Annotated in this window: 20 protein-coding genes and 1 pseudogene; 10 read left to right on the top strand and 11 right to left on the bottom strand. The window is 59.2% G+C overall.

The genetic code is table 11. The annotated features are described in order from the left end of the window. The first annotated feature begins 257 nt into the window (after positions 1-257). The 6 genes from ACM1ZW_RS09945 to ACM1ZW_RS09920 all read left to right on the top strand — a co-directional run bounded on the left by ACM1ZW_RS09945 (position 258) and on the right by ACM1ZW_RS09920 (position 6819). Positions 258-1499 carry an SfnB family sulfur acquisition oxidoreductase gene (locus tag ACM1ZW_RS09945; RefSeq protein WP_017335892.1) on the top strand — a complete coding sequence of 414 codons (1242 nt, stop codon included), beginning with the start codon at positions 258-260 and terminating at the stop codon, positions 1497-1499. Between the two features lie 23 nt (positions 1500-1522). After that, the gene (locus ACM1ZW_RS09940) at positions 1523-2716 is read left to right on the top strand and encodes an SfnB family sulfur acquisition oxidoreductase (RefSeq protein ID WP_414879881.1); all 1194 of its coding nucleotides are present in this window, start codon (positions 1523-1525) and stop codon (positions 2714-2716) included. Beyond that, on the top strand, positions 2716-4074 hold the full coding sequence (locus ACM1ZW_RS09935) for an LLM class flavin-dependent oxidoreductase (protein WP_414879880.1): 1359 nt from the start codon (positions 2716-2718) through the stop codon (positions 4072-4074). Before ACM1ZW_RS09940 ends, ACM1ZW_RS09935 begins: the two co-directional genes overlap by 1 nt. A gap of 177 nt (positions 4075-4251) precedes the next feature. Further along, on the top strand, positions 4252-5061 hold the full coding sequence (locus ACM1ZW_RS09930) for a MetQ/NlpA family ABC transporter substrate-binding protein (protein WP_017335889.1): 810 nt from the start codon (positions 4252-4254) through the stop codon (positions 5059-5061). Positions 5062-5063: 2 nt separating this feature from the next. Then, positions 5064-6185 carry a methionine ABC transporter ATP-binding protein gene (locus ACM1ZW_RS09925; protein ID WP_414879879.1) on the top strand — a complete coding sequence of 374 codons (1122 nt, stop codon included), beginning with the start codon at positions 5064-5066 and terminating at the stop codon, positions 6183-6185. Next, entirely contained in the window at positions 6175-6819 is a 645-nt protein-coding gene (locus tag ACM1ZW_RS09920; RefSeq protein ID WP_017335887.1) for a methionine ABC transporter permease, read from the top strand. Before ACM1ZW_RS09925 ends, ACM1ZW_RS09920 begins: the two co-directional genes overlap by 11 nt. A 68-nt stretch (positions 6820-6887) precedes the next feature. Here the strand turns inward: ACM1ZW_RS09920 and ACM1ZW_RS09915 are convergent, their stop codons facing one another. Next, positions 6888-9659, bottom strand: coding sequence for an RHS repeat-associated core domain-containing protein (locus tag ACM1ZW_RS09915; RefSeq protein WP_416740469.1), 2772 nt, complete (start codon positions 9657-9659; stop codon positions 6888-6890). A gap of 90 nt (positions 9660-9749) precedes the next feature. Here ACM1ZW_RS09915 and ACM1ZW_RS09910 point away from each other — a divergent pair. Next, positions 9750-9839 (top strand): annotated as a pseudogene (locus ACM1ZW_RS09910) (ABC transporter permease); the annotation flags it as partial. 45 nt (positions 9840-9884) lie between these two features. On the opposite strand, the gene ACM1ZW_RS09905 reads toward ACM1ZW_RS09910, so the two are convergent. Beyond that, positions 9885-12674 (bottom strand): RHS repeat domain-containing protein, encoded by a 2790-nt coding sequence (locus ACM1ZW_RS09905; protein ID WP_416740468.1) that lies wholly within the window; start codon positions 12672-12674, stop codon positions 9885-9887. A 150-nt stretch (positions 12675-12824) separates the two neighbouring features. On the opposite strand from ACM1ZW_RS09905, the gene ACM1ZW_RS09900 reads away from it, so the two are divergent. Beyond that, positions 12825-13454, top strand: a complete 630-nt coding sequence (locus ACM1ZW_RS09900) for a class I SAM-dependent methyltransferase (RefSeq protein ID WP_017335885.1) — start codon at positions 12825-12827, stop codon at positions 13452-13454. 22 nt (positions 13455-13476) lie between these two features. Here ACM1ZW_RS09900 and ACM1ZW_RS09895 read toward each other — a convergent pair whose 3' ends face one another. From ACM1ZW_RS09895 to ACM1ZW_RS09885, 3 genes are read right to left on the bottom strand one after another with little or no spacing between them, the layout of a single operon-like run. Further along, positions 13477-16530: an efflux RND transporter permease subunit gene (locus ACM1ZW_RS09895; protein WP_416740467.1), complete on the bottom strand. Its 3054-nt coding sequence runs from the start codon at positions 16528-16530 to the stop codon at positions 13477-13479. After that, positions 16527-17594, bottom strand: a complete 1068-nt coding sequence (locus ACM1ZW_RS09890; protein ID WP_017335883.1) for an efflux RND transporter periplasmic adaptor subunit — start codon at positions 17592-17594, stop codon at positions 16527-16529. Before ACM1ZW_RS09890 ends, ACM1ZW_RS09895 begins: the two co-directional genes overlap by 4 nt. Then, complete coding sequence (locus ACM1ZW_RS09885; protein ID WP_017335882.1) at positions 17591-18694, bottom strand: efflux RND transporter periplasmic adaptor subunit; 1104 nt, start codon at positions 18692-18694, stop codon at positions 17591-17593. Before ACM1ZW_RS09885 ends, ACM1ZW_RS09890 begins: the two co-directional genes overlap by 4 nt. A 112-nt stretch (positions 18695-18806) precedes the next feature. Here ACM1ZW_RS09885 and ACM1ZW_RS09880 point away from each other — a divergent pair, with 112 nt between their 5' ends. Beyond that, positions 18807-20003, top strand: a complete 1197-nt coding sequence (locus ACM1ZW_RS09880) for an AAA family ATPase (RefSeq protein WP_416740466.1) — start codon at positions 18807-18809, stop codon at positions 20001-20003. Between the two features lie 603 nt (positions 20004-20606). Here the strand turns inward: ACM1ZW_RS09880 and ACM1ZW_RS09875 are convergent. From ACM1ZW_RS09875 to ACM1ZW_RS09860, 4 genes are all read right to left on the bottom strand, one after another. Beyond that, positions 20607-21389 (bottom strand): MetQ/NlpA family ABC transporter substrate-binding protein, encoded by a 783-nt coding sequence (locus ACM1ZW_RS09875; protein ID WP_416740465.1) that lies wholly within the window; start codon positions 21387-21389, stop codon positions 20607-20609. A gap of 240 nt (positions 21390-21629) precedes the next feature. Beyond that, positions 21630-22559: a sigma 54-interacting transcriptional regulator gene (locus tag ACM1ZW_RS09870; RefSeq protein ID WP_416740464.1), complete on the bottom strand. Its 930-nt coding sequence runs from the start codon at positions 22557-22559 to the stop codon at positions 21630-21632. A gap of 56 nt (positions 22560-22615) precedes the next feature. Continuing rightward, the gene (locus ACM1ZW_RS09865; RefSeq protein WP_414883324.1) at positions 22616-23197 is read right to left on the bottom strand and encodes an alpha/beta hydrolase; all 582 of its coding nucleotides are present in this window, start codon (positions 23195-23197) and stop codon (positions 22616-22618) included. Positions 23198-23617: 420 nt separating this feature from the next. Further along, on the bottom strand, positions 23618-24691 hold the full coding sequence (locus ACM1ZW_RS09860) for a fatty acid desaturase (RefSeq protein ID WP_414879193.1): 1074 nt from the start codon (positions 24689-24691) through the stop codon (positions 23618-23620). A 100-nt stretch (positions 24692-24791) separates the two neighbouring features. On the opposite strand from ACM1ZW_RS09860, the gene ACM1ZW_RS09855 reads away from it, so the two are divergent. Further along, positions 24792-25796, top strand: a complete 1005-nt coding sequence (locus ACM1ZW_RS09855) for an AraC family transcriptional regulator (protein ID WP_017335875.1) — start codon at positions 24792-24794, stop codon at positions 25794-25796. A gap of 24 nt (positions 25797-25820) precedes the next feature. On the opposite strand, the gene ACM1ZW_RS09850 is transcribed toward ACM1ZW_RS09855, so the two are convergent. Then, positions 25821-26186 carry a response regulator gene (locus tag ACM1ZW_RS09850; RefSeq protein WP_017335874.1) on the bottom strand — a complete coding sequence of 122 codons (366 nt, stop codon included), beginning with the start codon at positions 26184-26186 and terminating at the stop codon, positions 25821-25823. 70 nt (positions 26187-26256) lie between these two features. Continuing rightward, entirely contained in the window at positions 26257-26943 is a 687-nt protein-coding gene (locus ACM1ZW_RS09845; protein ID WP_017335873.1) for a Crp/Fnr family transcriptional regulator, read from the bottom strand. Positions 26944-26947: the final 4 nt, after the last annotated feature.

Here is a 26947-nt window from a genome sequence, read left to right as displayed (position 1 = left end):
GCGGTGTGTTGCTACAAAAACAAAGTGTTGCCCTGCGTACAGTTGCTCACGACACACTTCTATTCATATTCCTAAAAGTTAGTTTATTTATTTTTTATACGCGCTTAGGGTATATGCACCGGACCACCGGACATTCTTGTTTTTACTTCGCTGCACTCATTGCAGCGTTCCATGAGATGTGAGGTAGGTATGGTCCGGAACACAATCACCCCAGTGCAGATCGCCAGGGCATTGCGTGCAGCCAAGGAGCGGCACTGATGTCCAGTCTGGCAGAAGCAACCCTCCAGAGTGATCTGGATATCGCCCCCCTGTTGTTGCCCGCGCAGGTTTTGCGCAACGACGCGCAAGCCATCAAGGCCGCCCATGAGCTGGCGCACGTCGCCCGCTTGCAAGCGGCCAAACGTGATCAGCAGCGCAGGTTGCCATGGTCGGAAATCGAACAGTTCACCCGCAGCGGCCTGGGCAGCATTGCCATCCCGCGCGAGTACGGTGGCCCGCAGGTTTCATTCGTCACACTGGCCGAGGTGTTCGCGATCATTTCCGCGGCCGACCCGGCATTGGGACAGATCCCGCAGAACCAGTTCGGCATTCTCAACCTGGTGCTCGGCAGCGCCACCGAAGCGCAGAAAAAGCAGCTGTTCAAAAGCGTGCTCGAAGGCTGGCGCATCGGCAATGCCGGGCCGGAACGCGGCACCAAAAACACCCTTGAACTCAAGGCACGGATCACTGCCGACGGTGATGGTTTTGTCATCAGCGGACAGAAGTTCTATTCCACTGGCGCCCTGTTCGCCCACTGGGTCGCGGTCAAGGCGCTGAACGACGACGGCAAGCAAGTGCTGGCTTTTGTCCGTCGCGGCACTCCGGGTCTGCGCATCGTCGATGACTGGTCCGGTTTCGGCCAGCGCACCACCGCCAGCGGCACCATTTTGCTCAACAACGTGCGGGTCGACGCCGAGCTTGTTGTGGATAACTGGAAGATCAATGACAAGCCGAATATCCAGGGTGCCGTCTCGCAATTGATTCAAGCGGCCATCGACGCCGGCATCGCCCGCGGCGCCATCGACGACGCCATCGAGTTTGTGAAAAACCGCGCACGGCCGTGGATCGACGCCAAGGTCGAACGCGCCAGCGACGACCTGTACGTGATTGCTGATATTGGCAAACTGAAAATCGAACTGCACGCCGCCGAAGCGCTGCTGCGCAAGGCCGGGCAAGTGCTTGATCAAGTCAACGCCGTGCCGCTCACCGCCGACTCCGCTGCGCGGGCTTCGATTGCCGTGGCCGAAGCCAAGGTGCTGACCACCGAAATCTCGCTGCTGGCCAGCGAAAAACTTTTCGAACTGGCCGGCAGCCGCGCCACCCTCGCCGAATTCAACCTTGACCGCCACTGGCGCAACGCCCGCGTGCACACGCTGCACGACCCGGTGCGCTGGAAATATCACGCGGTCGGCGCGTACCACCTCAACGGCACGCTGCCGGCTCGCCATTCCTGGATCTGACGACCCGATATCTGGAGAAACCTATGACTCTTTCTCACCACGTCGCGGTCATCACCGGCGATGAACAAGCCCTGATCGTCGCCACTGATCTGGCTGAAGATTTCAGACGCGACAGCGCCCTGCGCGACCGCGAGCGCCGTTTGCCGCACCCTGAACTGGAAGTGTTTTCCCGCTCGGGCCTGTGGGGCATCAGCGTGCCGAAGGAGTACGGCGGCGCTGGCGTTTCGAACGTCACGCTGGCCAAGGTGATTGCCCTGATCGCCCAGGCTGACGGCTCCCTCGGACAAATTCCGCAGAACCATTTTTATGCCCTCGAAGTGCTGCGAGTGAATGGCAGCGAAGAGCAGAAAAAACGCCTCTACGCAGAAGTGCTCGCTGGTCAGCGCTTCGGCAACGCGCTCGCCGAACTCGGCACCAAGACCGCCCACGACCGCGTCACCAGCCTGACTCGAGACGGTGACGGCTATCGCATCAACGGCCGCAAGTTCTACGCCACGGGTGCGATCTACGCACAACGCATCCCGACGTCAGTGGTGGATGAAAACGGCGTGCAGCAACTGGCATTCGTCCCGCGCGACAGCAAAGGCCTGACCGTCATCGATGACTGGAGCGGCTTCGGTCAGCGCACCACCGGCAGCGGTTCGGTAGTGTTCGAAGACGTATACGTCGCCGCCGCAGACGTCATCGCGTTTCAAAGTGCCTTCGAACGCCCGACCCCGGTCGGCCCGCTGGCGCAGATACTTCACGCCGCCATCGACACCGGCATCGCCCGCGCCGCCTATGAAGACGCACTGCATTTCGTGCGAACCAAAACCCGGCCATGGATCGACGCCACGCATGAAAAAGCCACCGATGACCCGCTGACCATCAAGAGCTTCGGCCATCTGAGCATCCGCTTGCACGCAGCAGAAGCGCTGCTGGAGCGTTCCGGCGAATTCCTCGACAAGGCCCAGGCCGAGACCAACGCCGAGACTGTCGCTGCGGCATCGATTGCCGTCGCCGAAGCCCGCGCCATCAGCACCGAAATCTCCCTCGCTGCCGGCAGCACGCTGTTCGAATTGGCCGGCAGCCAGGCAACCCTGATCGAACACGGACTGGATCGCCACTGGCGCAACGCTCGGGTGCACACGCTGCACGACCCGGTGCGCTGGAAGTATCACGCCGTGGGCAACTACTACCTCAACGATGAAAACCCGCCGCTGCGGGGGACCATCTGATGGCCGACGCGAAAAAGAAGATCCTGCTCAACGCGTTCAACATGAACTGCATCGGGCACATCAACCATGGTTTGTGGACGCATCCACGGGACACCTCCACCCAATACAAAACCATCGAATACTGGACCGAACTGGCGCAATTGCTGGAGCGTGGACTGTTCGACGGTTTGTTCATCGCCGACATCGTCGGCGTGTACGACGTCTACCAGAACTCGGCGGACGTGCCGCTGAAAGAGTCGATCCAGCTGCCAGTCAACGACCCGTTGCTGCTGGTCTCGGCGATGGCCGCCGTCACCAAAAACCTTGGCTTCGGGCTGACCGCCAACCTGACTTACGAACCGCCCTATCTGTTCGCCCGGCGCATGTCGACGCTCGATCACCTGAGTCGCGGTCGGGTCGGCTGGAACATCGTCACCGGTTACCTCGACAGCGCCGCCAAGGCCATGGGCCTGAGCGAGCAAGTTGAGCACGACCGTCGTTACGACCAGGCTGATGAATACCTCGAGGTGCTCTACAAACTCTGGGAAGGCAGTTGGGAAAACGGTGCAGTGCTCAACGATCCCAAACAGCGGATCTACGCGCAACCGGACAAAGTGCACAGGATCGAACACAAGGGCGAGTTCTATCAGGTCGAGGGTTATCACCTCTGCGAACCGTCGCCGCAGCGTACGCCGGTGCTGTTCCAGGCCGGCAGTTCGGATCGCGGCTTGCTGTTCGCCGGGCGCCACGCGGAGTGCGTATTCATCAGCGGGCAGAACAAACCATCGACCAGGGTCCAGGTGGACAAGGTCCGCGCCAGCGCCGTCGAGGCCGGGCGTAATCCCGAAGACATCAAGGTGTTCATGGGGCTGAACGTGATCGTCGGCGCCACCGAAGAGCTGGCCTGGGCCAAGCATGCCGAGTACTTGAGCTACGCCAGCGCCGAGGCCGGCGTGGCGCATTTCTCGGCGTCGACCGGGATCGATTTTTCCGAGTACGAACTCGACGAACCGATCCAGTACGTGAAGAGCAACGCGATTCAGTCGGCCACCAAGAACCTGCAAAACAACGACTGGACGCGACGCAAGTTGCTCGAGCAACACGCCCTCGGTGGCCGCTACATCACCGTGGTGGGCTCGCCGGAGCAAGTGGCCGATGAACTGGAATCGTGGATCGCCGAAACCGGGCTGGATGGCTTCAACCTGACGCGGATTGTCACGCCGGAAAGCTATGTGGACTTCATTGCACAGGTGATTCCGGAGTTGCAGCGGCGTGGGTCGTACAAGACCGCCTATGACAACGGCAGCTTGCGGGAAAAGCTGTTTCACGGCGAAGCGCATTTGCCTGAGCAACACACCGGCTCTCACTACCGACACTGATCCCCTGTGGCGAGGGAGCTTGCCCCCGCTCGACTGCGCAGCAGTCGCAAAACCCGCAGACTGTTTTTACCTGACGCACCTCATCGAATGGCTTTGGGGCTGCTCCGCAGCCCAGCGGGAGCAAGCTCCCTCGCCACCAATGCGTTCACACATTGTTAATTGACTGGAATAACCATCATGACCAAGCACTACCTCTCTCACCCAGTCAAAGCACTGGCCCTGGCCCTCGGCCTTTTCAGCTCCATCACCTTCGGCGCCGACGCGCCGCTGAAAGTCGGCACCACCGCCGCGTTCGCCATCCCCCTGGAGGCCGCCGTCGAGGAAGCCAACAAACAAGGCCTGAAAGTCGAACTTGTCGAGTTCACCGACTGGATCGCGCCCAACGTCAGCCTCGCCGCCGGCGACATCGACGTGAACTACTTCCAGCACGTCCCGTTCCTGGAAAATGCCAGGGCCGCCTCCGGTTTTGACCTGGTGCCGTTCGCGCCGGGCATCATCAACAACGTCGGCCTCTACTCGAAGAAATACAAAAGCTTCGACGAGCTGCCGGAAGGCGCCAGCGTGGCCATCGCCAACGACCCGATCAACAGCGGTCGCGGCCTGCAACTGCTGGCCAAGGCCGGGCTGATCACGCTCAAACCGGGTGTCGGCTACAAGGCCACCGAAGAAGACATCATCGCCAACCCGAAGAAAATCAAAATCCTTCAGGTCGAAGCCGTGCAACTGGTACGCGCCTACGATGATGCCGATCTGGTTCAGGGCTACCCGGCGTACGTTCGCCTGGCGAAAACCTTCGACGCCGGTTCCGCGCTGCTGTTCGACGGCCTCGATCACAAGGAATACGTGATCCAGTTCGTGATCCAGCCAAAAAGCAAAACCGACCCGCGCCTGATCAAATTCGTCGACATCTACCAGCATTCGCCCGCCGTTCGCGCCGCCCTCGACAAGGCTCACGGCAAGCTCTACCAAGCCGGTTGGGAAAGCTGAACATGACGGCCGCTATCCAACGGCGACTGGAAATTCCAGAGCCTCAGAACGCCGAACAGACTGAACTGCACCCAGACCTGAACCGTGCCCACGTGCGCTTCATCGGCCTGGGCAAAACCTACAACGGCCAGCAAGGTCCGGTGGCCGCACTTCAGGGCATTGACCTGGCGATCCAGCGCGGTGAAGTGTTCGGCATCATCGGCCGCAGCGGCGCCGGCAAGTCGTCGCTGATCCGCACCATCAACCGCCTAGAACAACCGAGCACGGGGCGCGTGCTGATCGATCAGGTGGACATCGGCGAGTTCGATGAAGACCGCCTGGTCACGCTGCGTCGGCGCATCGGCATGATCTTCCAGCACTTCAACCTGATGTCGGCCAAGACCGTTTGGCAGAACGTCGAATTGCCGCTCAAAGTCGCCGGCGTGCCTAAGGAAAAACGCGAGCGGAAAGTCCGCGAACTGCTGGAACTGGTCGGCCTGCAAGAGAAACACACAGCCTACCCGGCACAGCTTTCCGGTGGACAGAAACAGCGCGTCGGCATTGCTCGCGCCCTGGTGCACGACCCGGCGATTCTGCTGTGCGACGAAGCCACGTCGGCACTGGACCCGGAGACCACGCAATCGATCCTCGGCCTGCTGCGCGAGATCAATCAGCGACTGGGGCTGACCATCGTGCTGATCACTCACGAAATGGCGGTGATCCGCGATATCTGCGACCGCGTCGTCGTGCTGGAACACGGGCGAATCGTCGAGCAAGGCCCGGTCTGGGAAGTCTTCGGCAACCCGCAGCATGAGGTCAGCAAAACCTTGCTCGCACCGTTGCAACACGCGTTGCCAGAAGAGCTGCAGAGTCGTTTACAGGCACAGCCTCAATCTTCGGATGCCGCCGTGGTCCTGCGTTTGCAATTCACCGGCAGCGCCACGGACGAGCCGGATCTTGCAGCGCTGTTCGCCGCACTCGGTGGCCGCGTGCGCTTGCTGCAAGGCGGCGTCGAACGGATTCAGGGCCATGCACTGGGGCAATTGTTGCTGGCGGTGGCCGGCTCGTCCCTCGGCGCCGAAGAACTGCGCCAGCGCGCCGGTCATTGGGCACAACAGGTGGAGGTGCTGGGTTATGTGGTTTGATCGCTTGCTGCAGGGTTTCATCGACACGTTTTTGATGGTGGGCGTGTCGTCACTGATCGCGCTGCTGGCGGGTATTCCACTGGCGGTGATCCTGGTGACCAGCTCCAAAGGCGGGATCTACGAAGCACCGGCACTGAACCGCGCGTTGGGTGCGTTCGTGAACCTGTTTCGCTCGATTCCGTTCTTGATTTTGATGGTGGCGTTGATCCCGTTCACGCGGTTGATCGTGGGCACCACTTACGGTGTCTGGGCTGCTGTAGTACCGCTGACCATTGCGGCCACGCCTTTCTTTGCGCGCATCGCGGAAGTCAGTTTGCGTGAGGTGGATTTCGGCTTGATCGAAGCGGCGCAAGCGATGGGGTGCCGGCGCTGGCATATCGTTTGGCATGTGTTGCTGCCCGAGGCGCTGCCGGGGATCGTGGGTGGTTTCACCATTACGTTGGTGACGATGATCAACTCATCGGCCATGGCCGGGGCGATTGGTGCTGGCGGGTTGGGGGACATCGCGTATCGGTATGGGTATCAGCGGTTTGATAGCCAGATCATGCTGACGGTGATTGTGTTGCTGGTGGTGTTGGTGGCGGTGATTCAGTTGGGCGGGGATCGGTTGGCGCGGGGATTGAATAAACGCTAGGCAGATGTGAACACTTACTAGGTTGAAATGGAGCGGGTAACCCGCTCCAATCGACATACCACTCCCCCTTAAGCATGCCGATTCAGATACGACTGACTCAAAGCGTCCGCAGCAAATACAAGGCTATCCGCGTTCACGGCTGCCATTTCGGCGCGCAAGTATATATCAGCATTAAAAGTTGATATCGCGGTATGGATATCCATTCCAGACCCAACTCTTCCGTCATATTTTTCAACAACACTAATAAAATCGCTATGAACATCTGTAAATGAGTTCAGATAGTCCAGACTCATTCCCCCCTGAATAATAATTTCAGACACTCGACTCTCCTGAAAAATGTACTGAGTAACACTACGACCCACAGTCCAATCAGCACTTGAGCTTAAATAAAAACCATCCAGTGCACCGGGCCCAACCGCTGCAATGTTATTCACACCCGTTAGATGGAGTACTTCATGACCAAAAAACACATTTAGCTTCCCGGTATTAATCATATCAATGCTAACCGCTATTCTTCCATGGACATCACTGACATCCACCTCTCCGTAAAAGTTTTTATTATCGGTTTCAAACCCTATAAACTTATAATTTCCTCGGCTCCCTTGGTACTCTCTCACTAGGGCTTCCCCCCGACTCCAGGAGTCCAGAACTTTGTTCGCAACGACGCCGTACGCGGGACCAAAGTGACTCTGCATAATGTCTCCAACTCCGGAGAAATCTGAGAGCAGTGCACGTTGAGCATCAGAAAATATACGCTCCCGCTTGAGCAATTCCGATCTGACAATATCTCTTTGCTCTGCTGAAAACTGGTCTAGTCCACGCGCGACAATCTTTGCACCAAATGACAGACTCCGTTCAATTTTATCCCCCTCCCCCTCATAAAAACGGCCATCCACATCTTCGAGATTGACTGGGTGATTCGAAACAAATAAAAAAAGATTAAGGCCGTTTATAGAGCCCGCCGGATCCGGGGATATCCACCGTTGCAACCATGGTGCGCTATACCGAAATCCGTAGTAACAAAGCCCCGTCGCATCCCGCTCTTTGCCGGAATAGCGAATCGTTTTGTACTTCGCCACCAAAGCACTTTCCCCCGCCCAGCAGGCGGTGCCACCAAAGGGGTAATAGTGTTCCTGAGTCAGCACGCCTGCTTCATGATCCAACTCCAGCGTGCTGGAACCCAAGTGATCGCAAAGGCTGTAACGCAGTTGATTGACATGGGTGCCTTCGGGCCAATGCAAGGCGCGAACACTGCAACGTCCCGCTTCGGCGTTGATGACGTGGTGCACTTCACCATCGGCCTGTCGGTGGATTTCGAGGCTGGGAAGGTAACGGACTTCTGTGCGCAGGGTTCGGCGATTGGCCTGGCTGACGTGCACTTTGCGCAACCGATGGCCGGGGCGGTCGTAGGCATAACCTTCGTAATCGTCGGGTTCATCCTGGCGTTTGACCAAGGTCACCCGGTTTAGCTGATTGCGAACATCCCAGGTCATGGCTTGGCCGCGTTGAAGCTCAAGCTGATTGCCGCAGGCATCGAAGCCTGAATCGATGTCGGATTCCCCCGGCAGCGACCCCTCATCCCGCTGCGCCAGGCTTCGATTGCTGCGGGCTGAGGTGAACATCGAGAAACCCGGCGCACCGCTGTGGTGACGGGTGATCAGATTGCCCGCCGCGTCGTATTCGAAACGCTGGGTGTAATTGCGCCGCTGATTCGGGTCCAGCGGTGTGGGCAGCAAGTCCGGCAGCGTCGGTCCGTGGCTGGGGTTCGCGACTTCCCAGCCCTTGGCTTCGATCAGTTGAGACAGGCTGTCATAGCGGTAACGGTTGATCGGTTCGATGCGCTGATTGTTGAACCAGGTAACGGATTGGGCTTTGTCCTCCAGCTCGACGATATTGCCTGCCGGGTCACAGATGTAGTTCAAGTCTTGCAGTGGCCTTTGATTGCCGACCGCCGTCACCAGCCTGATCAGCCGACCGTCATCTGCGCCGTACTCAGCTTGCGTTTTCACACCGTTGCCAGCGATTTCGCTTTCGATCTGGTCGTAGGGGTTGTAGCGGATGTCGCTGACCACCCGCTGCGGTTGTTTGCCATCCCCGGCCAGCAGCAGCCAGGTTTCACTCAACCTGCCGGCCACGTCGTAGCCAAAGGTTCGGGTATTGCCCATGGCATCGGTCTGGCGCTCAATCTCGCCCGTGGGCAGGAAGGTGTGTTGCGTCACGAACGACTGCTCCTCCAGCAACGCGTCCCGGGCCTCGAATTCACTTGGCCAGTTGGGTGTTTCAAGGTCGATCAGGAACCATTGGTTTTCACTCAGTTCCGCACCGGCCAAACCGTAGTCGGTGACGAATCGGGTGCTGGCCGGATTGTCATGGCGGATCAGCTTTGCGCATTGGTTATGCACAGCGAATGCTGGGGCAGCGCCGCCGTAGGTCAGTCGCTCAACCACGCGCGATGGTGCTTCGGCGGCCTGTTCGGTAACGGCTATCGGGCGCTGCTGATCGTCATAGTCGATGCAACGCTGACTGCCTCTGGCGTCCCAGAACGAAAACAGCGAGCTGGTGTGATTCAACAGATTCAACTGCCAACCGGCATCAACACTGTCCGTCATCAGGGGCTGATCGCTCAAGCCATAGACTGTCGACAGGTTCGGTTTCGGCGCTGTGCCCCAGAGCCGTGGATCACACGAGACAACCAAGCGCCCCGCCGCATCGAAAACCTGCCGGGTGATGCGTGACTCAATGATGGTCTCGTCCGGGCGCCGGCAATAGCCCACGCTGCGGATCGCCAAGGCTCGCGGGTCCATGACCGACAGTTTCGGTGTGTGTTGGTGAGCGTTCACGGTCTCGACGGTCCTTCGCTCGGGTCGAGGAAAGACTGAGCCATTTTTGGCCGGGCCGATACTGTAAGAAGTAACAGAAAACCTCACCGTTTGGCGTGTTTTTTGAACCTGATCCGCTCGATTTTGATGGTGCCGTTGATTCCGTTTACACGGTTGATCTTCGGCACCACGTATGGCGTATGAGCGCGCTGCCCCCGTCCCGTTCAAGCAATCAAGGACTCGATGTCACTTCTCATACAGCTTTACAAAACGGTGACCAAGAGATCGGAAAAATGAAGTTTTTTTGATCTTCTCCTGAGCGAGTGGACGTGTGACTCGGCGGGTGCCAATGGACGGTCGCACGGGATCAGCCAATGGCTTGGCATTCCTCAACGTAGACTCTTCATAGCGGATCTGCTGGGCAGTCATCCCTTTAGTCTCCATCTTGAAAATGATGTTCAGGTCTTCTCTTTCCTCCCAATTCGTTTTGGCTGCTTCCCAGACACCTTGTTCTTTCAGGTACGTGATCAAGCCATTGAAATCTCGCTTGTACGTGTTCACCAGGCGCTCATACATTTCGGGCGAGTCAATGGAATGGATTCGAAGTGCTGAATCAAACGACGAGCTTTCTGGAATCGGGGCATAGCTCACGGACTGTTGCTGCGGAGCAATCTCAAGAATCATCGCCGTCACGTCAATGGACGATTCGGGTTTGTAGTGCCCGGAATGATTGTTGATGACGAGTTTTGAAGGGTCTTGCTCATCCACTTTCAATAGTCCGGCGAACTCTGGAAGGCCCATACCGGGCTGGATGCCCATGTGCTGCTGATACATATTGGCAAACAGACGAAGCTTGCCGTCCTGATCACGAAATGCAGCAATGGCATTTCCGAACGATGATGGGTACCACTCGGAATTTCCACCCTCGATCGCCTTCATATCTCGGCCATAAACCGGACCGGTACTCATGAACGTGTTTTTCTCTTGATTCCATCTCAACTCCTCGAACCATCCCGTTCCAATGCTTTTATTCATTGGGTTGACGATATCGGCGATAAAAATATCGGCTGGAATCGATAACGTGCCTTGCCAATCGTAGAAATTAACCGGGTTGTTCCTCACCATCGCATAGCGATTGAGCCCGTCCATGTCGCCTGCAGGGTCCGGACATATCCAGCGCTGCAACCACGGTGCGTAATACCGAAATCCGTAGCAAAACAGTCCTGTCGCATCCCTTTCTTTGCCGGAATAGCGAATCGTTTTGTACTTCGCCACCAAGGCACTTTTACCTGCCCAGCAGGCGGTTCCGCCGAAGGGGTAATAGTGTTCCTGAGTCAGCACGCCTGCTTCATGATCCAACTCCAGCGTGCTGGAACCCAAGTGGTCGCAGAGGCTGTAACGCAGTTGATCGACATGGGTGCCTTCGGGCCAATGCAAGGCGCGAACACTGCAACGTCCCGCTTCGGCACTGATGACGTGGTGCACTTCACCATCGGCCTGTCGGTGGATTTCGAGGCTGGGAAGGTAACGGACTTCTGTGCGCAGGGTTCGGCGATTGGCCTGGCTGACATGCACTTTGCGCAACCGATGGCCGGGGCGGTCGTAGGCATAACCTTCGTAATCGCCGGGTTCATCCTGGCGTTTGACCAAGGTCACCCGGTTTAGCTGATTGCGAACATCCCAGGTCATGGCTTGGCCGCGTTGAAGCTCAAGCTGATTGCCGCAGGCATCGAAGCCTGAATCGATGTCGGATTCCCCCGGCAGCGCCCCCTCATCCCGCTGCGCCAGGCTTCGATTGCTGCGGGCTGAGGTGAACATCGAGAAACCCGGCGCACCGCTGTGGTGACGGGTGATCAGATTGCCCGCCGCGTCGTATTCGAAACGCTGGGTGTAATTGCGCCGCTGATTCGGGTCCAGCGGTGTGGGCAGCAAGTCCGGCAGCGTCGGTCCGTGGCTGGGGTTCGCGACTTCCCAGCCCTTGGCTTCGATCAGTTGAGACAGGCTGTCATAGCGGTAACGGTTGATCGGTTCGATGCGCTGATTGTTGAACCAGGTAACGGATTGGGCTTTGTCCTCCAGCTCGACGATATTGCCTGCCGGGTCATAGATGTAGTTCAAGTCTTGCAGTGGCCTTTGATTGCCGACCGCCGCCACCAGCCTGATCAGCCGACCGTCATCTGCGCCGTACTCAGCTTGCGTTTTCACACCGTTGCCAGCGATTTCGCTTTCGATCTGGTCGTAGGGGTTGTAGCGGATGTCGCTGACCACGCGCTGCGGTTGTTTGCCATCCTTGGCCAGCAGCAGCCAGGTTTCACTCAACCTGCCGGCCACGTCATAGCCAAAGGTTCGGGTATTGCCCATGGCATCGGTCTGGCGCTCAATCTCGCCCGTGGGCAGGAAGGTGTGTTGCGTCACGAACGATTGCGTCTCCAGCCACGCGTCGCGGGCATCGATTTCGAGGGGCCAGTCGGGTGTATCAAGATCGTTGAGGAAACGTATGCATTCAGCCAGCACAGCGCCGGCCACACCATAATCATCGAGGTTTTGAGAACCAGCCGGGCTGTCATGACGGATCAGCCGGTTGCACTGGTTACGCTCGGTAAACGTTGCGTCGCAGCCACCGTAGGTGAACCGGTCGACCACACGAGCCAATGCGGCTGCGCCCTGCTCCGTGACCGCGACAGGACGCTGCTGATCGTCATATTCGCATTCACGCTGACAGCCCCGGCCATCCCAAAATGCATGCAGCGAATCGGTGCGATTAAACAGACTCAACTGCCAGCCGGCATCAACGCTGTCCGTCAGCAACGACTGGCGACTCAAGCCGTAGAGGTTGGTCAGGTTCGGCTTCGACGCCGTGCCCCAAAGCCGTGGATCCCATGACGCAACCAGCCGCCCGGCCTCATCGAAGATCTGCCGGGTGATGCGAGGTTCAATAACGACCTCGTCCGGATGGCGACAATAGTCCACGCTGCGGATCGCCAAGGCTCGCGGATCAATCACCGACAGCTTCGGTGTGTGTAGGTGAGCGTTCACAGTCTCGCCGGTCCTTCGCTCGGGTCGAGGTAGACTGAGCTCTTTTTGGTCCGACCGATACTGTAAGAAGTAACAGGTCGTGGGCTGCACAGCAGCCACAGACCTGATGGCGTATATTCGGCAAATCCCAATTGCCTGCGTAGCCCGACCATGAAACAGACTCCCGCCGACCTCGAGCAGATCACTTCCACCACCCTGGGTCATTACAACTCGGTGGCCGAAGGTTTTCGCGAAGGCACGCGTGACCATGACGTCAGCCAGAACATCGATGCGCTGTTGCGGCATATTCAGGGCGATGCGCCATTCGACATTCTCGACTTTGGCTGCGGGCCGGGTCGTGATTTGCAGACGTTCACGCGTATGGGCCACACGGCGGTCGGCCTCGACGGCTCGGACAAGTTTGCGCAGATGGCGCGCGAGGACAGTGGTTGCGAGGTCTGGCAGCAGGATTTTCTGAAGCTTGATTTGCCGGCCGGGCGCTTTGACGGGATCTTCGCCAATGCGGTGCTGTTTCACATTCCGCTTCAGGAATTGCCTCGGGTGTTAAAGCAATTGCATGCCGCTTTGAAACCGGGCGGTGTGTTGTTCAGTTCCAATCCGCGGGGTGAAAATCAGGAAGGCTGGAATGGGCCGCGGTATGGGGCTTATCACGATCTTCAGGCATGGCAGGAATTGCTGAACGCGGCGGGGTTTGTGGAGCTGGAGCATTACTACCGGCCGGCGGGGCTGCCGCGGGAGCAGCAGCCTTGGTTGGCGAGTGTCTGGCGTCGCGCGGATTAGTCTGCGATCTTTTTGCTTTTGATCACGCTGCCTCTTTCTTCGGCTCGCGAATCTTGTACCAGGCCACATACAGCGCCGGCAAAAACAGCAGCGTCAACAACGTCGCGATGATGATGCCGCCGATCATCGCGTACGCCATCGGCCCCCAGAACACTTCCCGGGCAATCGGGATCATCCCCAGGCTCGCCGCCGCGGCCGTCAGCAGAATCGGTCGGCGCCGGTGTTCCGTGGCTTGCGCCACCGCGTCCCACGGCGACAACCCCTCTTTCTCCAAGGCGTCGATCTGCGTCACCAGAATCACCGAGTTGCGGATAATGATGCCGATCAGCGCCAGAATCCCGAGGATCGCCACGAACCCCATCGGCGTGCCCGTGGGGATCAGCGCCAGCACCACGCCGATCAAACCGAGCGGCGCGACGCTGGCGACCAGGAACAGCTTCTGTACGCTGTGCAACTGGATCATCAGGAAGGTCGCCATCAGGAACAGCATCAACGGCACGACCTTGGCAATCGGCCCTTGGGCCTTGCCGCTTTCCTCGACGGTGCCGCCCGTAGCGACCTTGTAGCCCACCGGCAACGACGCGGCGAACTTGTCGATGTCAGGTTTGAGTTGTTTCACCAGATCGGTCGGCTGAATCTCGTCGCGCACCGCTGCCTTGATGGTAATGGTTGGCTTGCGGTCGCGACGCCACACCAGCGGCTGCTCCATTTCATAGCGCACGGTGGCGAAGGCCAGCAGCGGAATCGAGTTGCCGCTCGACGTGACAATCTGCAGGTTCTGCAAGGTTTCCGGTGTACCGCGCTCCGCGTCCACCGCGCGGCCAACGACGTTGATCAGGTAGATATCGTCATCGACCTGCGTCACCGGCGCACCGACCACGATACTGTTCATCAGGTTGGCCACGTCTTCCGACGACAGCCCCAGTTGCCGCGCCTTGTCCTGGGCGATGTCGATGCGCAGGACTTTGCCCGGCTCGTTCCAGTCGTAAATGATCTCGCCGATGTGCGAGTTCTTGTCCAGCTCGGTGGCCAGGGCGATGGCGTGTTTGCGCACCTGGTCGATGTCCTTGCCGCTGACCCGGTACTGGATCGGTCGCCCGACAGGCGGGCCCATTTCCAGCGCCTGGACGTAGCTGCCGATGCCGACGAAGTCCTTGCGCAAGCGCTCGCGCAAACGCTGGCTCAGGGCTTCTCGCGATTCCAGGCCCTTGCTGACGATGACCAATTGCGCGTAGTACGGGTTTTGCAATTGCTGGTCGAGCGGCAGGTAGAAACGGATCGCGCCTTCGCCGATGTAGGTGCTCCAGCTGACGATGTCCGGGTCTTCCTTGAGCGTCGCTTCGAGTTTGTCTACGGCTTTGCGGGTTTCGGCAATCGAAGCGTTTTGCGGCAGGTTCAGGTCGACGAGGATTTCCGGGCGGTCGGAAGACGGGAAGAACTGGTTTTGCACGAACTGCATGGAAAACACCGACGCCACGAACAAGGCAATGGTGATGCCGATGGCCCACCAGCGATTGCGCATCGACCAGAGCATGCCGTAATTGAAGGCACGGCCGATGCGGCCGGGCTCGGCGTTGTGAGGTTTCACGTTGGCACTGAGGATGTGCACGCCGATCACCGGCGCGAACAGCACCGCGACAACCCAGGACACCAGCATGGCCACGGCGATCACCGCAAACAGCGTGAAGGTGTACTCGCCCGCCGAACTGGCGTTCAGGCCGATCGGTACAAAACCGGCCACCGTTACCAGCGTACCAGTGAGCATCGGGAACGCGGTCGAGGTGTAGGCGAAGGTGGCCGCCTGCTCTTTGGTTTCGCCCATCTCCAGGCGGGTGACCATCATCTCGACCGTGATCATCGCGTCGTCCACCAGCAGGCCAAGGGCGATGATCAAGGCGCCGAGGGAAATACGCTGCATCGTGATGCCGCTGTATTCCATGAAGACGAAGACCATCGCCAGCACCAGCGGAATCGAGCACGCCACCACCAGCCCGGCGCGCACGCCGAGGCTGACGAAGCTGACCACCAGCACAATCACCACCGCTTCAAACAGCGCGCTGGTAAAGCCCCCGACGGCCTTTTCGACCACGGCCGCCTGGTCGGAAACGTTGTACACACCAACGCCCACCGGCAAGTCAGCGGTCAGGTCGGTCATGCGCTGGTGCAGCGCCTTGCCGAAATCCTGGATGTTGCCGCCCTTCTTCATGGCGATGGCCAGGCCGATGCCCGGATGACCGTTGAAGCGAAACTCCGGCGTCGCCGGGTCGACATAACCCCGGCTGATGTCGGCAATGTCGGCCAGACGATAGAAGCGATCATTGAGCCGCAGATTGACGTTTTCCAGGTCTTTCTCGGAAACGAATTGCCCTGTGGTGCGCACGGAAATACGCTCCGGCCCGGCCTCGATCACCCCGGCCGGCGTCACGGCGTTTTGCGATTGCAGGCTCTGCACGACCTGACGCTGATCAATGCCCAACGCCGCCAGTTTGCGGGTGGAGAAGTTCAGGTACAGCACTTCGTCCTGCTCACCCACCATCTCGACCTTGCCCAGGCCCGGCACCTCACGGATCTCGGCGCGGACCTGCTCGACGTAGTCGCGTAACTGGCGCATCGACAAACCGTCGGCGGTGAAGGCGTACACCGAACCGAACACATCCCCGAATTCGTCATTGAACCCCGGCCCTTGCAGGCCTTTGGGGAAGTCGCCGCGAATGTCGTTGATTTTCTTGCGCACCTGGTACCAGATTTCCGGGATGTCCTTGGCGCTGGTGGTGTCACGCAGGTTGACGAAGACCGTCGATTCACCGGGGCGGGTGTAACTTTTCACGTAGTCGAGGGAATCGAGCTCTTCGAGTTTTTTCTCGATGCGGTCAGTGACTTGCTTGAGGGTTTCTTCCTGGGTCGCACCCGGCCAGCGGGTCTGGATCACCATGGTCTTGATGGTGAACGAGGGGTCTTCTTCGCGGCCGAGGTTCAGGTACGAGAACACGCCCATCAGCAGCGCGATGAACATCAGATACCAGACAAACGACTGATGCTTGAGGGCCCATTCGGATAAGTTGAAGCTCCCTTTCATTGTGGGCCGTCCTCGTCGATTTTCACTTCCTGCCCCGGTTTCAGGCTGTTCACACCGGCACTGACAACGCGCTCGCCGGATTTCACGCCGTTGGCCAGGACCATCATGGAATCGGTACGGCTGATCAGGTTGATGTCACGCGGGGAAACGGTTTGGGTCTGTGGGTCGATGACCCAGATTCGCGATTTGCCATCGACCTCTTGCAGCGCGGTCAGGGGCAGTTCGATACGCGGTTTGATGGCCGAGCTGAGGGTCACGCTGATCGCCGTGCCCAGGCGAAAACCCGGTGGCGTATCGGTCAGGGTCAGGCGGGCGCGACGGGTGCGGGTGGCGCTTTGGGCCTGGGGTTCGATTTCGCGAACGGTGGCGGTGGTGGTGATGCTCGGGTCCAGTTGCACGGCGACTTGAAACACCACGTCCGCCGGCAACTGATCGACCAGCGTGTCGGGCAGGTCGATCACCGCTTCCTTGATGTCCGGCTGCGCCAGGGTCACCACTTGCTGGCCGGCGGTCACCACTTGGCCGGCTTCGGCGTTCCACGCGGTGACGATGGCTTTGTGGTCAGTGCGCAGTTCGACGTAACCGAGTTGATCCCTGGCCTGATTGACTGCCGCCTTCGCTTGATCGAGGGAGGCCTGAGTGGTTTTCAGATCCGTCTGGGCGATGTCCAGTTGCGCCTGCGCACCGACCCCGCGATCGAACAGCTCCTGCTGGCGACGGGCGTTGGCCTGGGCGTTGATCAGCTGCGCTTGAACCTTGGCCAGATCGCCCTCGGCCGAGCGCAGCTGGTTTTGCTGATCCGTGGGATCGAGCGTGGCGAGCAAGGCGCCCTTCTCGACCTCGGCGCCAACATCGACGTTACGGCTGGCGATCCGCCCCGGCACGCGGAATCCGACATTGGTTTCGTAACGGGCCTGGATGCTGCCGGCGAAGCGGCCGAGATTTTCCTCGTCCAGCGCCAGCACTTTGATCGACAGCACCGGTCGCACCGGCTCCGGCGGCGGCTCTTGTTCCGAACAGGCCACCAGCATCACACCGGCGAACACCAGCAACAGGCGCTTCATGGCTGAGCCCCTCCGGCCAGGTCTTTATAGGTGTTTTCAGCAATTTCCACTTTCACGCCGGGGTGCAACAACTGGCCGCCAGCGATGACGACTTTTTCGCCGCCCTTCAAGCCATCGTTGATGATGACTTTGCCGGTCAGGTAACGACCGACCGTGACCGTATGCAACTGCGCCCGGCCTTCGTCATCCACCAGCCACACGGCCGGGTCGCTGAGGTTTTTGGTCAGGGCCGACCACGGCAGCTCAACCGCCGACTTGCCCGGCGTCTTCGCCGTGGCGCTGACGACAGAGCCGAGCTGCATGCCTTCCGGCAAACCATCAAGGGTGACTTTGACCTGCACCGTGCCGGTCTGCGCGGAAACGGCCGGAGTGATTTCCCGAACCGTGCCCGTGGTCTTGATGGCCGGGTTGTCGAGCAGGCTGACCACGATCGTTTTATCTTCGGGAGCCTCTGCCAGCAGCGATTCGTAGACGTTGAACACCGCATCACGCTCACCGTCCCGGGCGAGGCTGAAAATCGGCATCGTGGCCTGCACCACCTGGCCGACTTCGGCCTGGCGGGCGGTAACTATCCCCGGCGCGTCGGCGATCAGCGCGGTATAGCCCAGTTGTTCACGGGCATTGGCCAATTGCGCCTGGGCGGCCGTCAGCGCGCTTTGACTGCTGCGCAATGCGGCCTGTGCCGAGTCGTACTCGCTTTGACTGGTGTAGCCCTTGGGCAGGAGTTTTTGCTGGCGAACGAAGGCGGCGGCGGTCTGTTTGACTCGTGCCTGTTCGGCGACGACCTGCGCCTGGGCCGAGTCGACGTTGGTTTGCAGGTCTTTCGGGTCGAGTCTGGCGAGCACTTGTTTGGCCGACACCCGGTCACCGACATCGACCATACGCTGAATGATCTTGCCGCCGACGCGGAATGACAGTTCGGTCTGGACGCGCGCTTGAACATCGCCGGTCAGGGTCACGGATACGGCGTAATCAGCCGGTTTGACGGCCTGCACAAAAACCCGCGGACGGTCCTTTTCAACCTGGGGTTTTTCGCCGCAGGCACTCAACAGGACAAGGAGGCTCAGGCCAACCACTCTTTTCAATCCGGGACCAGCCATGCAGACTCCTTTGCGTTGTACGAACGTGCCAATGGCGATACGACTGTGAGCTTAGAACAGGGTTCAACAGGTGCACAGGTTTGCTGCACGCTTAGCAATCAGGAAGCTTCCCATGCTCAAAACCCTCGCGGTGGCCAATTACCGCTCGATCAATAAACTGGTGATCCCGCTGGGTCGTTTGAACCTGATCACCGGGCCGAACGGCAGCGGTAAGTCCAACCTCTACCGCGCGTTGCGCCTGCTGGCGGAAACCGCCCAGGGCGGCGTGGTCAATGCGTTGGCCCGCGAGGGTGGGCTGGATTCGACGTTCTGGGCCGGACCGGAAAACATCACCCGGCGCATGCGTAACGGTGAAGTGCCGATCGAGGCGACCGTGCGTCACGGCGTCAAACGCCTGCGCCTGGGGTTTGCCGGCGAGGATTTCGGTTACTCGATCAGCCTCGGGCTACCCGAATCCAACGGTCATTTCATGTTACCCGGGCACAGTTCACCCATTCCGTCGCGGTTCAGCCTCGATCCGCAGATCAAGCGCGAATGCCTGTGGGCCGGGGCGTTCTATCGCCCAGCGAGCCTGCTGGTGGATCGCGACGGGCCGATGATCCGTACGCGAGCCAACCGCACCTGGGACGTGCTGGCACAGCACACGCCGACTTTCGACAGCCTGTTCGATCAGGTCGGCAGCCTGCGTACCTCGCCCGAGGTTCTGGAGATGCGTGAGTTCATCCGCCGCTGGCGCTTCTACGATCACTTTCGCAGCGACGCCGACGCACCGGTGCGTCAACCGCAACTGGGCACCCGAACCCCGGTGCTGCACCACGACGGCAGGGATCTGGCGGCGGCGTTGCAGACCATTATCGAAATTGGCGACCCCGACGCGTTGAGCAGCGCGATCAGCGATGCGTTTCCCGGTGCACGGCTGCATATCGAGCCGCTGGCCGGCGGCCGGTTCGCCATCGAGTTTTATCAGGAAGGGTTGTTGCGCCCCTTATCGGCGGCGGAGTTGTCCGATGGGACCTTGCGGTATTTGCTGTTGGTGGCAGCGCTGCTGACGCCGCGCCCGCCGACGTTGATGGTGTTGAACGAGCCGGAAACCAGCCTGCATCCGGACCTGTTGCCGGCGTTGGCGCGCTTGATTATCCGGGCATCGGAGCAGTGTCAGGTGTGGGTGGTGTCCCATGCGCGGCGGCTCATCTCGGCGTTGCAGGAAGACCCGGAATGCGACTGCATCGTGCTGGAGAAAAACCTCGGGCAGACCGGGATTGTCGGGCAACGGATGCTGGATGAACCGGCGTGGTATTGGCCGGATTAGGCGGCGCGGCAATTGACCACTTTAAAGGTATAAAAAGAAGATTTTGAATACCGTTAAAGCATATTGATATCACGCAAAAAACGATCCTGCGGATTTGCTGCGGCGCAGGAAGACGACTATTTTCCTTTTCGCTGTAGGAAGGATCTTTTTTTCGAAATAGCCTTCCAAGGACGCACAGCTTTTGGCCAGACTCCCGGCCGAACCATCACAAGGAAGAGAACATGGCTGACGTAAAAGTACCGCAGCGACTGGATCCGCAGGACATCGTGAAGTTGCTGATGGCGTTGCGCAGGGCGTTGAAGGCCAGGGTGGCCTGAGCGCCCTGGCAGCTCTGATTGCTCTGATAGCTCTGATAGCTCTGATAGCTCTGATAGCTCTGATAGCTCTTGATTTTGTGGCGAGGGAGCTTGCTCCCGCTCGACTGCGCAGCAGTCGCAAAACCAGCCAACGCGGTGTACCTGCCGCCAGCTATTGGGGTCGCTTCGCAACCCGGCGGGAGCAAGCTCCCTCGCCACGGGTATATCTCACACCCAATAAAAAACGCCGACGCTAGTATCAGCCGTCGGCGTTTGAAACCCTGAAGGGGTTCGATGCTGCGTCGAATCAGAACGCCGGCAGTACCGCGCCGCTGTATTTCTTCTCGATGAACGCCTTCACTTCTGGGCTGGTCAATGCCTTGGCCAGTTTCTGGATGGCTACGCTGTCCTTGTTGTCCGGACGAGCCACCAGGAAGTTCACGTAAGGCGAATCGGCACCTTCGATCACCAGCGCATCTTTAGCCGGGTTCAGACCTGCTTCCAGCGCGTAGTTGGTGTTGATCATGTCCAGGTCGACCTGATCCAGCACACGCGGCAGCATGGCCGATTCCAGTTCCTTGAACTTGAAGTTGTGCGGGTTCTTGGCGATGTCTTTCGGGGTAGCCAAGGCGTTTTTCGGGTCTTTCAACTCGATCAGGCCAGCCTTCTGCAGCAGGAGCAGGGCACGGCCGCTGTTGCTGCCTTCGTTCGGCAGCGCGATGGTCGCGCCGTTTGGCAGATCAGCCAGTTTTTTGTACTTCTTCGAGTAGCCACCGAACGGTTCAACGTGAACGCCGATCACAGTCACCAGGTTGGTGCCTTTGCCTTCGTTGAAGTTTTTCAGGTATGGCAGGGTCTGGAAGTAGTTGGCGTCCAGACGCTTCTGGTCAACTTGCACGTTCGGTTGAACGTAGTCGGTGAACACTTTGATTTCCAGGTCCACGCCTTCTTTGGCGAGGGTTGGCTTGATCAGTTCCAGAATCTCGGCGTGTGGGACCGGGGTCGCCGCGACCACCAGTTTCTCACCAGCCTGGGCCAGGCCCGCGGTCAGGGCAGCCGCCAGTGCGGTGAACAACAGAACCTTTTTCATGCAGTGTCCTTATCGAAAATCACGGTCGTCATCGACGACGGCTTGTTTAGTACGAGTGCCAGTGAAGTGCTATCGCTGGCGTGAGGCGGACAATACCGGGATTTTTTATTCCCGAACAATATCTTTTATTCACTTTCATATTCCATTTTGCTCATACAGTGCAGGAGCTGCCGAAGGCTGCGATCTTTTGATCTTGATTCGGCATTGCCAGGATCAAAAGATCGCACGCTACGCCAGCGCCTACAGAAGCGCGGCGTCTTTCAGGAGTTGTTTCAAAGCGGTTTTCTCGCTGGCATTGCCTTTGCTGAGGATGTGTTCGAGTTGCTGCTCGATCTGCGTCAACGGCGCAGGCACCCCAGGCAGATTCAAATGCTCCGGCAAAATCTCGTCACCGGTACTCACCAGCAACGCAAAGTGAATGACGTTTTCCAACTCCCGTGTATTGCCCGGCCAGCTATGCGCCTCTAACAACTGTTGAGCCGCTTCGCTGATCAGCGGCACCGGCAAATCGAGTCGCTGGCTATAAATGCCGAGGAAATATTCTGACAGCGACAGGATATCGCCCACCCGTTCGCGCAAGGCCGGCAGTTCGAGTTGACCTTCACTGAGGTAGTGATAAAGCCGCTCATGGAATTTACCGGCAGCCACGGCTTGCGCCAGATCGATGCTGGTCGCAGCTACGAGACGTACGTCCACCGGGCTCGGTTGAGGTGCACCAACGCGGGTGACTTCGTGGTTTTCCAATGCGGCAAGCAACTTGATCTGGATCGGCAACGGCAGGTCGCCGATCTCGTCCAGATACAACGTGCCGCCATTGGCCGAACCGAACCAGCCGGCGCGACTGCTCGCCGACCCGCTGTAGCTGCCGGCCGCATAGCCGAACAATTCGGCGTCGGCGTAGGTCGGGCTGATCGCGCCGCAATTGACCGAGACGAATAACCCACCGCGCTCACTGGCGCGATGGATGTGCCGCGCCAACAGCTCTTTACCGCTACCGGTTTCACCACGGATCAATACCGAAATCGAACGCGGCGCCAGTTGCTCCAGCTCCTCGCGCAATTGACGCGAGCGTGGATCAACGAACACCAGCGCCTTGGCGCGGATGCTCAGTGGACTTTTTTCTGCGTCGGGAAAGGTCAGCAGCGGCTGACCGAAGGCTTCAAAACTCATGGCAGACTCCCGGCCAGAACCGCTGGGAGGCGGGGCCGTTTTAAAAAAAGGAAAGGCTAAGCGCGGCGCAGGGCGTGATGTTCCATGCGGTTTTGCAGGCGATACAGATACGCAAAACCCTGCTCCCAACGCTGGTGACCGGACTTCACATTGATGTGCCCGGCACCCGACAGAATCCCCGCCTCGGCGCCCCAGTTACGGGCCAGCTCCAGAGCACGCGGTGCACTGACGGCACTGTCGTTGTCGGAGCTGACAACCTGGCTCGGAAACGGCAAAAGGTCGGTCGGAATCGGCGCAAAATTACGCAGCGCCGGTGCGCAGGCCGGACGCTCGACGTCCGCCGGCGCGACCAGCAAGGCGCCGCGCACCTGACGCAGAAAATTCAGCGGTGCAGTAGCCGCCCAATGCGCGACCGTGATGCATCCCAGGCTATGGGCAATCAGGATCACCGGCGTGCTGTCGGCGGCAATCGCCTCGGCCAGCGCCGCGACCCAGTCTTCACGACGCGGGGTCAGCCAATCGGCCTGCTCCACCCGCGCGCTGTTCGGCAGGCTGTTCTGCCAGTGGCTTTGCCAATGATCTTCTGGCGATCCTTGCCAGCCCGGCACAATCAGGTAGCGAATTGATTCGTTGCGCATGGGGAACTCTCCTGCTGCGTGTCTGTTCCCGGTCGAGTATAGGGAGGAGAGTTATATTCGTTAAGGAATAATAAGCTATTTATTAAGACCTTTATCGAATATGCCGCGCTTTCCTGTGGCAGCTAGCCTGCTAGCGAAAGCGGACTGTCAGTCATCCGCCGTATTCGCTAGCCAGGTTAGCTCCCGCAAGGGGTTTGTGGTTTTCCTCAGGCATAAAAAAGGGGCCGCACCCTGCCAAGGAGACGGCCCCGGAAACTCAAAATCTGTAGCGAGATGATTGGCGGAAAAGGTTATCTAATAAAGGAATACTTAATTACTTTGTTAGACCTTAATCGCATATGCCATTCACTCTCCAGGCCACAATTTAGCGTCTCTTTGGGTCAATTTGATGACCAGCGTTTGAGTTTCCGGATGCATCGATCAAGCCCGAGCCCCACGCACTTCCTGCGGTTCGACGGCTTCCTTGCGAATAAAACGGTTTGCCCGCCCAAACGTCCCGAAATCATTGAAGCGCACCCCCATCTCGCGCATCACTTGATGCGCCACGGGCACGGTCATCTGGCGGATGTAAAACGGCTCCTTCACCACAAAATGATGGATTCCATGGCTGCTGCCAAAGTTGAAGCAGAACGCCTGCAACGGCCACATCCACCACGGGTTGAGTACCTGGGTTTGCTGAAGCACATTGCCCGGCTCCACATCGCCGTAGTAATGCATGTTCGAGCTGACGAAGTGCAGGCAAAACGTGCGCAACACGTTCGGGCCGATGATCACCACCGCCGCGATGTCGATCACCTGCATCACCGAGAGCGTGGTCGCTGACCATTCGATCGGTACCCCTAACAGGTGTGCGATGCCGTTGGCGGCGTGAAAACCAAGAAACACGTACCACGCGCCCCAATGCACCAGCGCGAGTGGCGCATAGACCTTCAAGGCGCGCTTGATGATGCTGAACTTGTGTTCCCACGTCTTGGCCCGCAGCATGCGGATGAACGCCGACATCACGTTATCGCCGACCATCAACAGTCGCGCAAAACCCCAGGGCTCGCCGTTGGTGATCGCCCGTTCTTCCATGTCGGTTTCCGTGCCGGAGACCTTGTGATGGTTGAGGTGCAGGTGCCGACGAATCCACGGGTTGATCGTGCTTGGCCGCGCCAGCCAGACCAGGCCCATCATCAGGTTGTGCGGCACGCGCTGTTTGCGAAAGTACATGCTATGAATCAGGTCGTGTTCCAGCTCATGGGTCAATGAGGCAAAGAACGCATTAATCAACAGGCACACCCACCAGGCCATATGCCCGGTGAGATAGAGCGTCGCAGAGCCGATCATTCCGGCCAAGGCGAAGGCCAGGATGCCCGCGCCCAAGGCGTCCTGATGGTTGAGAACCGGGTAGCGCCTACGCAGTTCAACCCCTCTGGCCAGCACCACTTCGCGAATATGCGCAGATCGCTGGGCGGCATTCAGTCGCTGGGGACTTGCAGAAGTACCTTCCATGCTTCCATCCTCTGGTTATTGATGTTCGCATCCTGCCTTGTGAACCCTCACAACGCGGTAGCCGTGGACGCCAACCTGTTGACCGGAAGCGCCAATCAGCATGACTGAACCGACCTCCCTCGCCAGCTGGACCCGCGCCCTGCGCAAGCAACTCGATGCGCTGGGCCTCGACAGCACCGCCCTGTGTCACCAGGCGGGGCTCGACCCGCAATTGATGGACGACCCGAACGCCCGTTACCCGTTGTCCGGCACCACGCGCCTGTGGGAAATCGCCGTGCAGGTCAGTGGCGATCCGGCAATCGGCTTGCGCGTCTCGCGGTTCGTCAGCCCGACCACGTTTCACGCGCTCGGTTATGCCCTGGTGGCCAGCGGCAGTTTGCGGGAAGTGTTCGAGCGCATCGTGCGTTATCACCAGGTGGTCAGCGATGCGTTAGAGCTTGAATTGAGCCGCACCGAAGATCGCTATCGCTTTCGCCTGAAAATCCCGCCAGGCAACCCGGCGCCGGCGTTCGAAGCCATCGACGCCTTCGCCGCCATTTACGTGCGTACCTGCCGCAACCGACTCGGTCGCGACTACGCGCCGCTGGCGGTGTACCTGCGCCGCCCGGAACCGGCCGACGCGCATCAATGGCACAAGGTCTTTCGCGCTCCAGTGTACTTTTCGGCCAGCGAAGACCGGCTGGAGTTTTCCCTGGTGGATTTCGACAGTCACCTGGACGACGCCAATCCGGAACTGGCGGAACACAATGAAACCGTGCTCAAACGCACGCTGGCGCAACTCAAACCCCTGACCTGGGAACGCAAGGTTCGCGACGCCATTGAAGAGCAATTGCCGGAGGGCGAGCCCAGTGCCGAGCACATCGCCCAGGCCCTGCACCTGAGTTTGCGCAGCCTGCAACGGCATCTCGCGGATGAGGGTTGCCGGTTCGATACGCTGCTCAATGAGAGCCGCGAAAACCTCGCGCTGCTGCACCTGCGCGACCCGCAATGCTCGTTGAGCGAGATCAGTTATTTATTGGGGTTTGCCGATACCAGCAGCTTCAGCCGCGCGTTCAAGCGCTGGACGGGGATGACGCCGGGGCAGTTTCGGGATGGGTTGCGGTGACAGGTCCAGACACCGCAGTAATCCCTAACGCCCCCGATCCCGCCTTAACAACTTGCGCACCCGCGCCACCAGTTCGCTCACCGTAAACGGCTTGAGCAAATAATCGTCCTCATGCAGCTCCAACCCGCGCAAGCGATCCTCGATGCCATCCTTGGTGGTGAGGAACAGCACCGGCGTCTCACCGAGCTTGCGGATCTGTTGCAGCAACTGCCAGCCGTTGAGCCCCGGCAACATGACGTCGAGGATGATCAACGTGTATTCGCCGGACTCGATGAAGCGGCGGCCTTCCATGCCGTTGAGCGCCACATCCACCGAGTAACTCGCCTCGCTCAGGCCGTTGGCCAGGAGTTTGGCGGTCTCCGGTTCGTCTTCCACTAACAGCACACGCATGGCACACCTCGATTGTCGTCGTCACAGGCTAGGCGCGTTCGCGGACAAAGCCCACCAATAACGCCGTGTTTCAAAAAATCGCCAACGCCCGCAACCGCTCGGCATCCAGAATTTCGATCTCGCCGTACTTCAAATTCAGAATCCCCTGGCCTTGTAACTCCTTGAGGAGCTGATTGGTGGTCTGGCGTGACAGCGACAACATTGAAGCCAGTTGTTCCTGCGGCAGTTGCAACACCCGTCGTGGCGGGTCGATTTCGCCGTAACCCTTGGCGATCATCAGCAAACGATGCGCCAACCGTGCAGGCGCCGGCATCAGACTCAGCTGTTCGAGGTTGATGAAGGTCAGGCGCAGTTTCTGGCTCATCAGCAATGCCAGTTGCCGCCAGTACACCGGTTGCTCATCCAGCATGGCCAGCAGCGCCGTTTGCGGGATGTGCAACAGGATGCACTGACCCAGACCAAACGCATCGTGGGTGCGCGGCTGACCGTCGAACAGACAGATTTCACCGAACCAGTGCGGCGACTCCACCAGGCTCAGCAGTGCCTCCTTGCCTTGCTCGCTCACCGCGCCGATGCGCACCGCACCTTCGAGCACGGCGTACAGGCCACACGGCGGATCACCGCGCTGGAACAGCCGCTGCCCCGATGACAGGCGCCGCACCTTGGCCGCAGCCAGCAGACTATCCTGTAAGGGAGCAGGTAAATGGCTGAACCATTGCCCCGTCATCAGGCGCGAACGCCAAACCTGCATGTCCATCAAA

The organism is Pseudomonas sp. NFX71 (assembly GCF_048079215.1).
GTDB classification, from domain to species: Bacteria; Pseudomonadota; Gammaproteobacteria; order Pseudomonadales; family Pseudomonadaceae; genus Aquipseudomonas; species Aquipseudomonas fluorescens_B.
Note: the sequence above shows the minus strand (reverse complement) of the source record. Positions and strands in the feature narration are given on the sequence as shown.

Bases quoted from the DNA above. Each gene is read 5' to 3' on its own strand.
- ACM1ZW_RS09945 (WP_017335892.1), top strand. From the start codon at position 258: ATGTCCAGTCTGGCAGAAGCAACCCTCCAGAGTGATCTGGATATCGCC.
- ACM1ZW_RS09940 (WP_414879881.1), top strand. From the start codon at position 1,523: ATGACTCTTTCTCACCACGTCGCGGTCATCACCGGCGATGAACAAGCC.
- ACM1ZW_RS09935 (WP_414879880.1), top strand. From the start codon at position 2,716: ATGGCCGACGCGAAAAAGAAGATCCTGCTCAACGCGTTCAACATGAAC.
- ACM1ZW_RS09930 (WP_017335889.1), top strand. From the start codon at position 4,252: ATGACCAAGCACTACCTCTCTCACCCAGTCAAAGCACTGGCCCTGGCC.
- ACM1ZW_RS09925 (WP_414879879.1), top strand. From the start codon at position 5,064: ATGACGGCCGCTATCCAACGGCGACTGGAAATTCCAGAGCCTCAGAAC.
- ACM1ZW_RS09920 (WP_017335887.1), top strand. From the start codon at position 6,175: ATGTGGTTTGATCGCTTGCTGCAGGGTTTCATCGACACGTTTTTGATG.
- ACM1ZW_RS09900 (WP_017335885.1), top strand. From the start codon at position 12,825: ATGAAACAGACTCCCGCCGACCTCGAGCAGATCACTTCCACCACCCTG.
- ACM1ZW_RS09895 (WP_416740467.1), bottom strand. From the start codon at position 16,530: ATGAAAGGGAGCTTCAACTTATCCGAATGGGCCCTCAAGCATCAGTCG.
- ACM1ZW_RS09890 (WP_017335883.1), bottom strand. From the start codon at position 17,594: ATGAAGCGCCTGTTGCTGGTGTTCGCCGGTGTGATGCTGGTGGCCTGT.
- ACM1ZW_RS09885 (WP_017335882.1), bottom strand. From the start codon at position 18,694: ATGGCTGGTCCCGGATTGAAAAGAGTGGTTGGCCTGAGCCTCCTTGTC.
- ACM1ZW_RS09880 (WP_416740466.1), top strand. From the start codon at position 18,807: ATGCTCAAAACCCTCGCGGTGGCCAATTACCGCTCGATCAATAAACTG.
- ACM1ZW_RS09875 (WP_416740465.1), bottom strand. From the start codon at position 21,389: ATGAAAAAGGTTCTGTTGTTCACCGCACTGGCGGCTGCCCTGACCGCG.
- ACM1ZW_RS09870 (WP_416740464.1), bottom strand. From the start codon at position 22,559: ATGAGTTTTGAAGCCTTCGGTCAGCCGCTGCTGACCTTTCCCGACGCA.
- ACM1ZW_RS09865 (WP_414883324.1), bottom strand. From the start codon at position 23,197: ATGCGCAACGAATCAATTCGCTACCTGATTGTGCCGGGCTGGCAAGGA.
- ACM1ZW_RS09860 (WP_414879193.1), bottom strand. From the start codon at position 24,691: ATGGAAGGTACTTCTGCAAGTCCCCAGCGACTGAATGCCGCCCAGCGA.
- ACM1ZW_RS09855 (WP_017335875.1), top strand. From the start codon at position 24,792: ATGACTGAACCGACCTCCCTCGCCAGCTGGACCCGCGCCCTGCGCAAG.
- ACM1ZW_RS09850 (WP_017335874.1), bottom strand. From the start codon at position 26,186: ATGCGTGTGCTGTTAGTGGAAGACGAACCGGAGACCGCCAAACTCCTG.
- ACM1ZW_RS09845 (WP_017335873.1), bottom strand. From the start codon at position 26,943: ATGGACATGCAGGTTTGGCGTTCGCGCCTGATGACGGGGCAATGGTTC.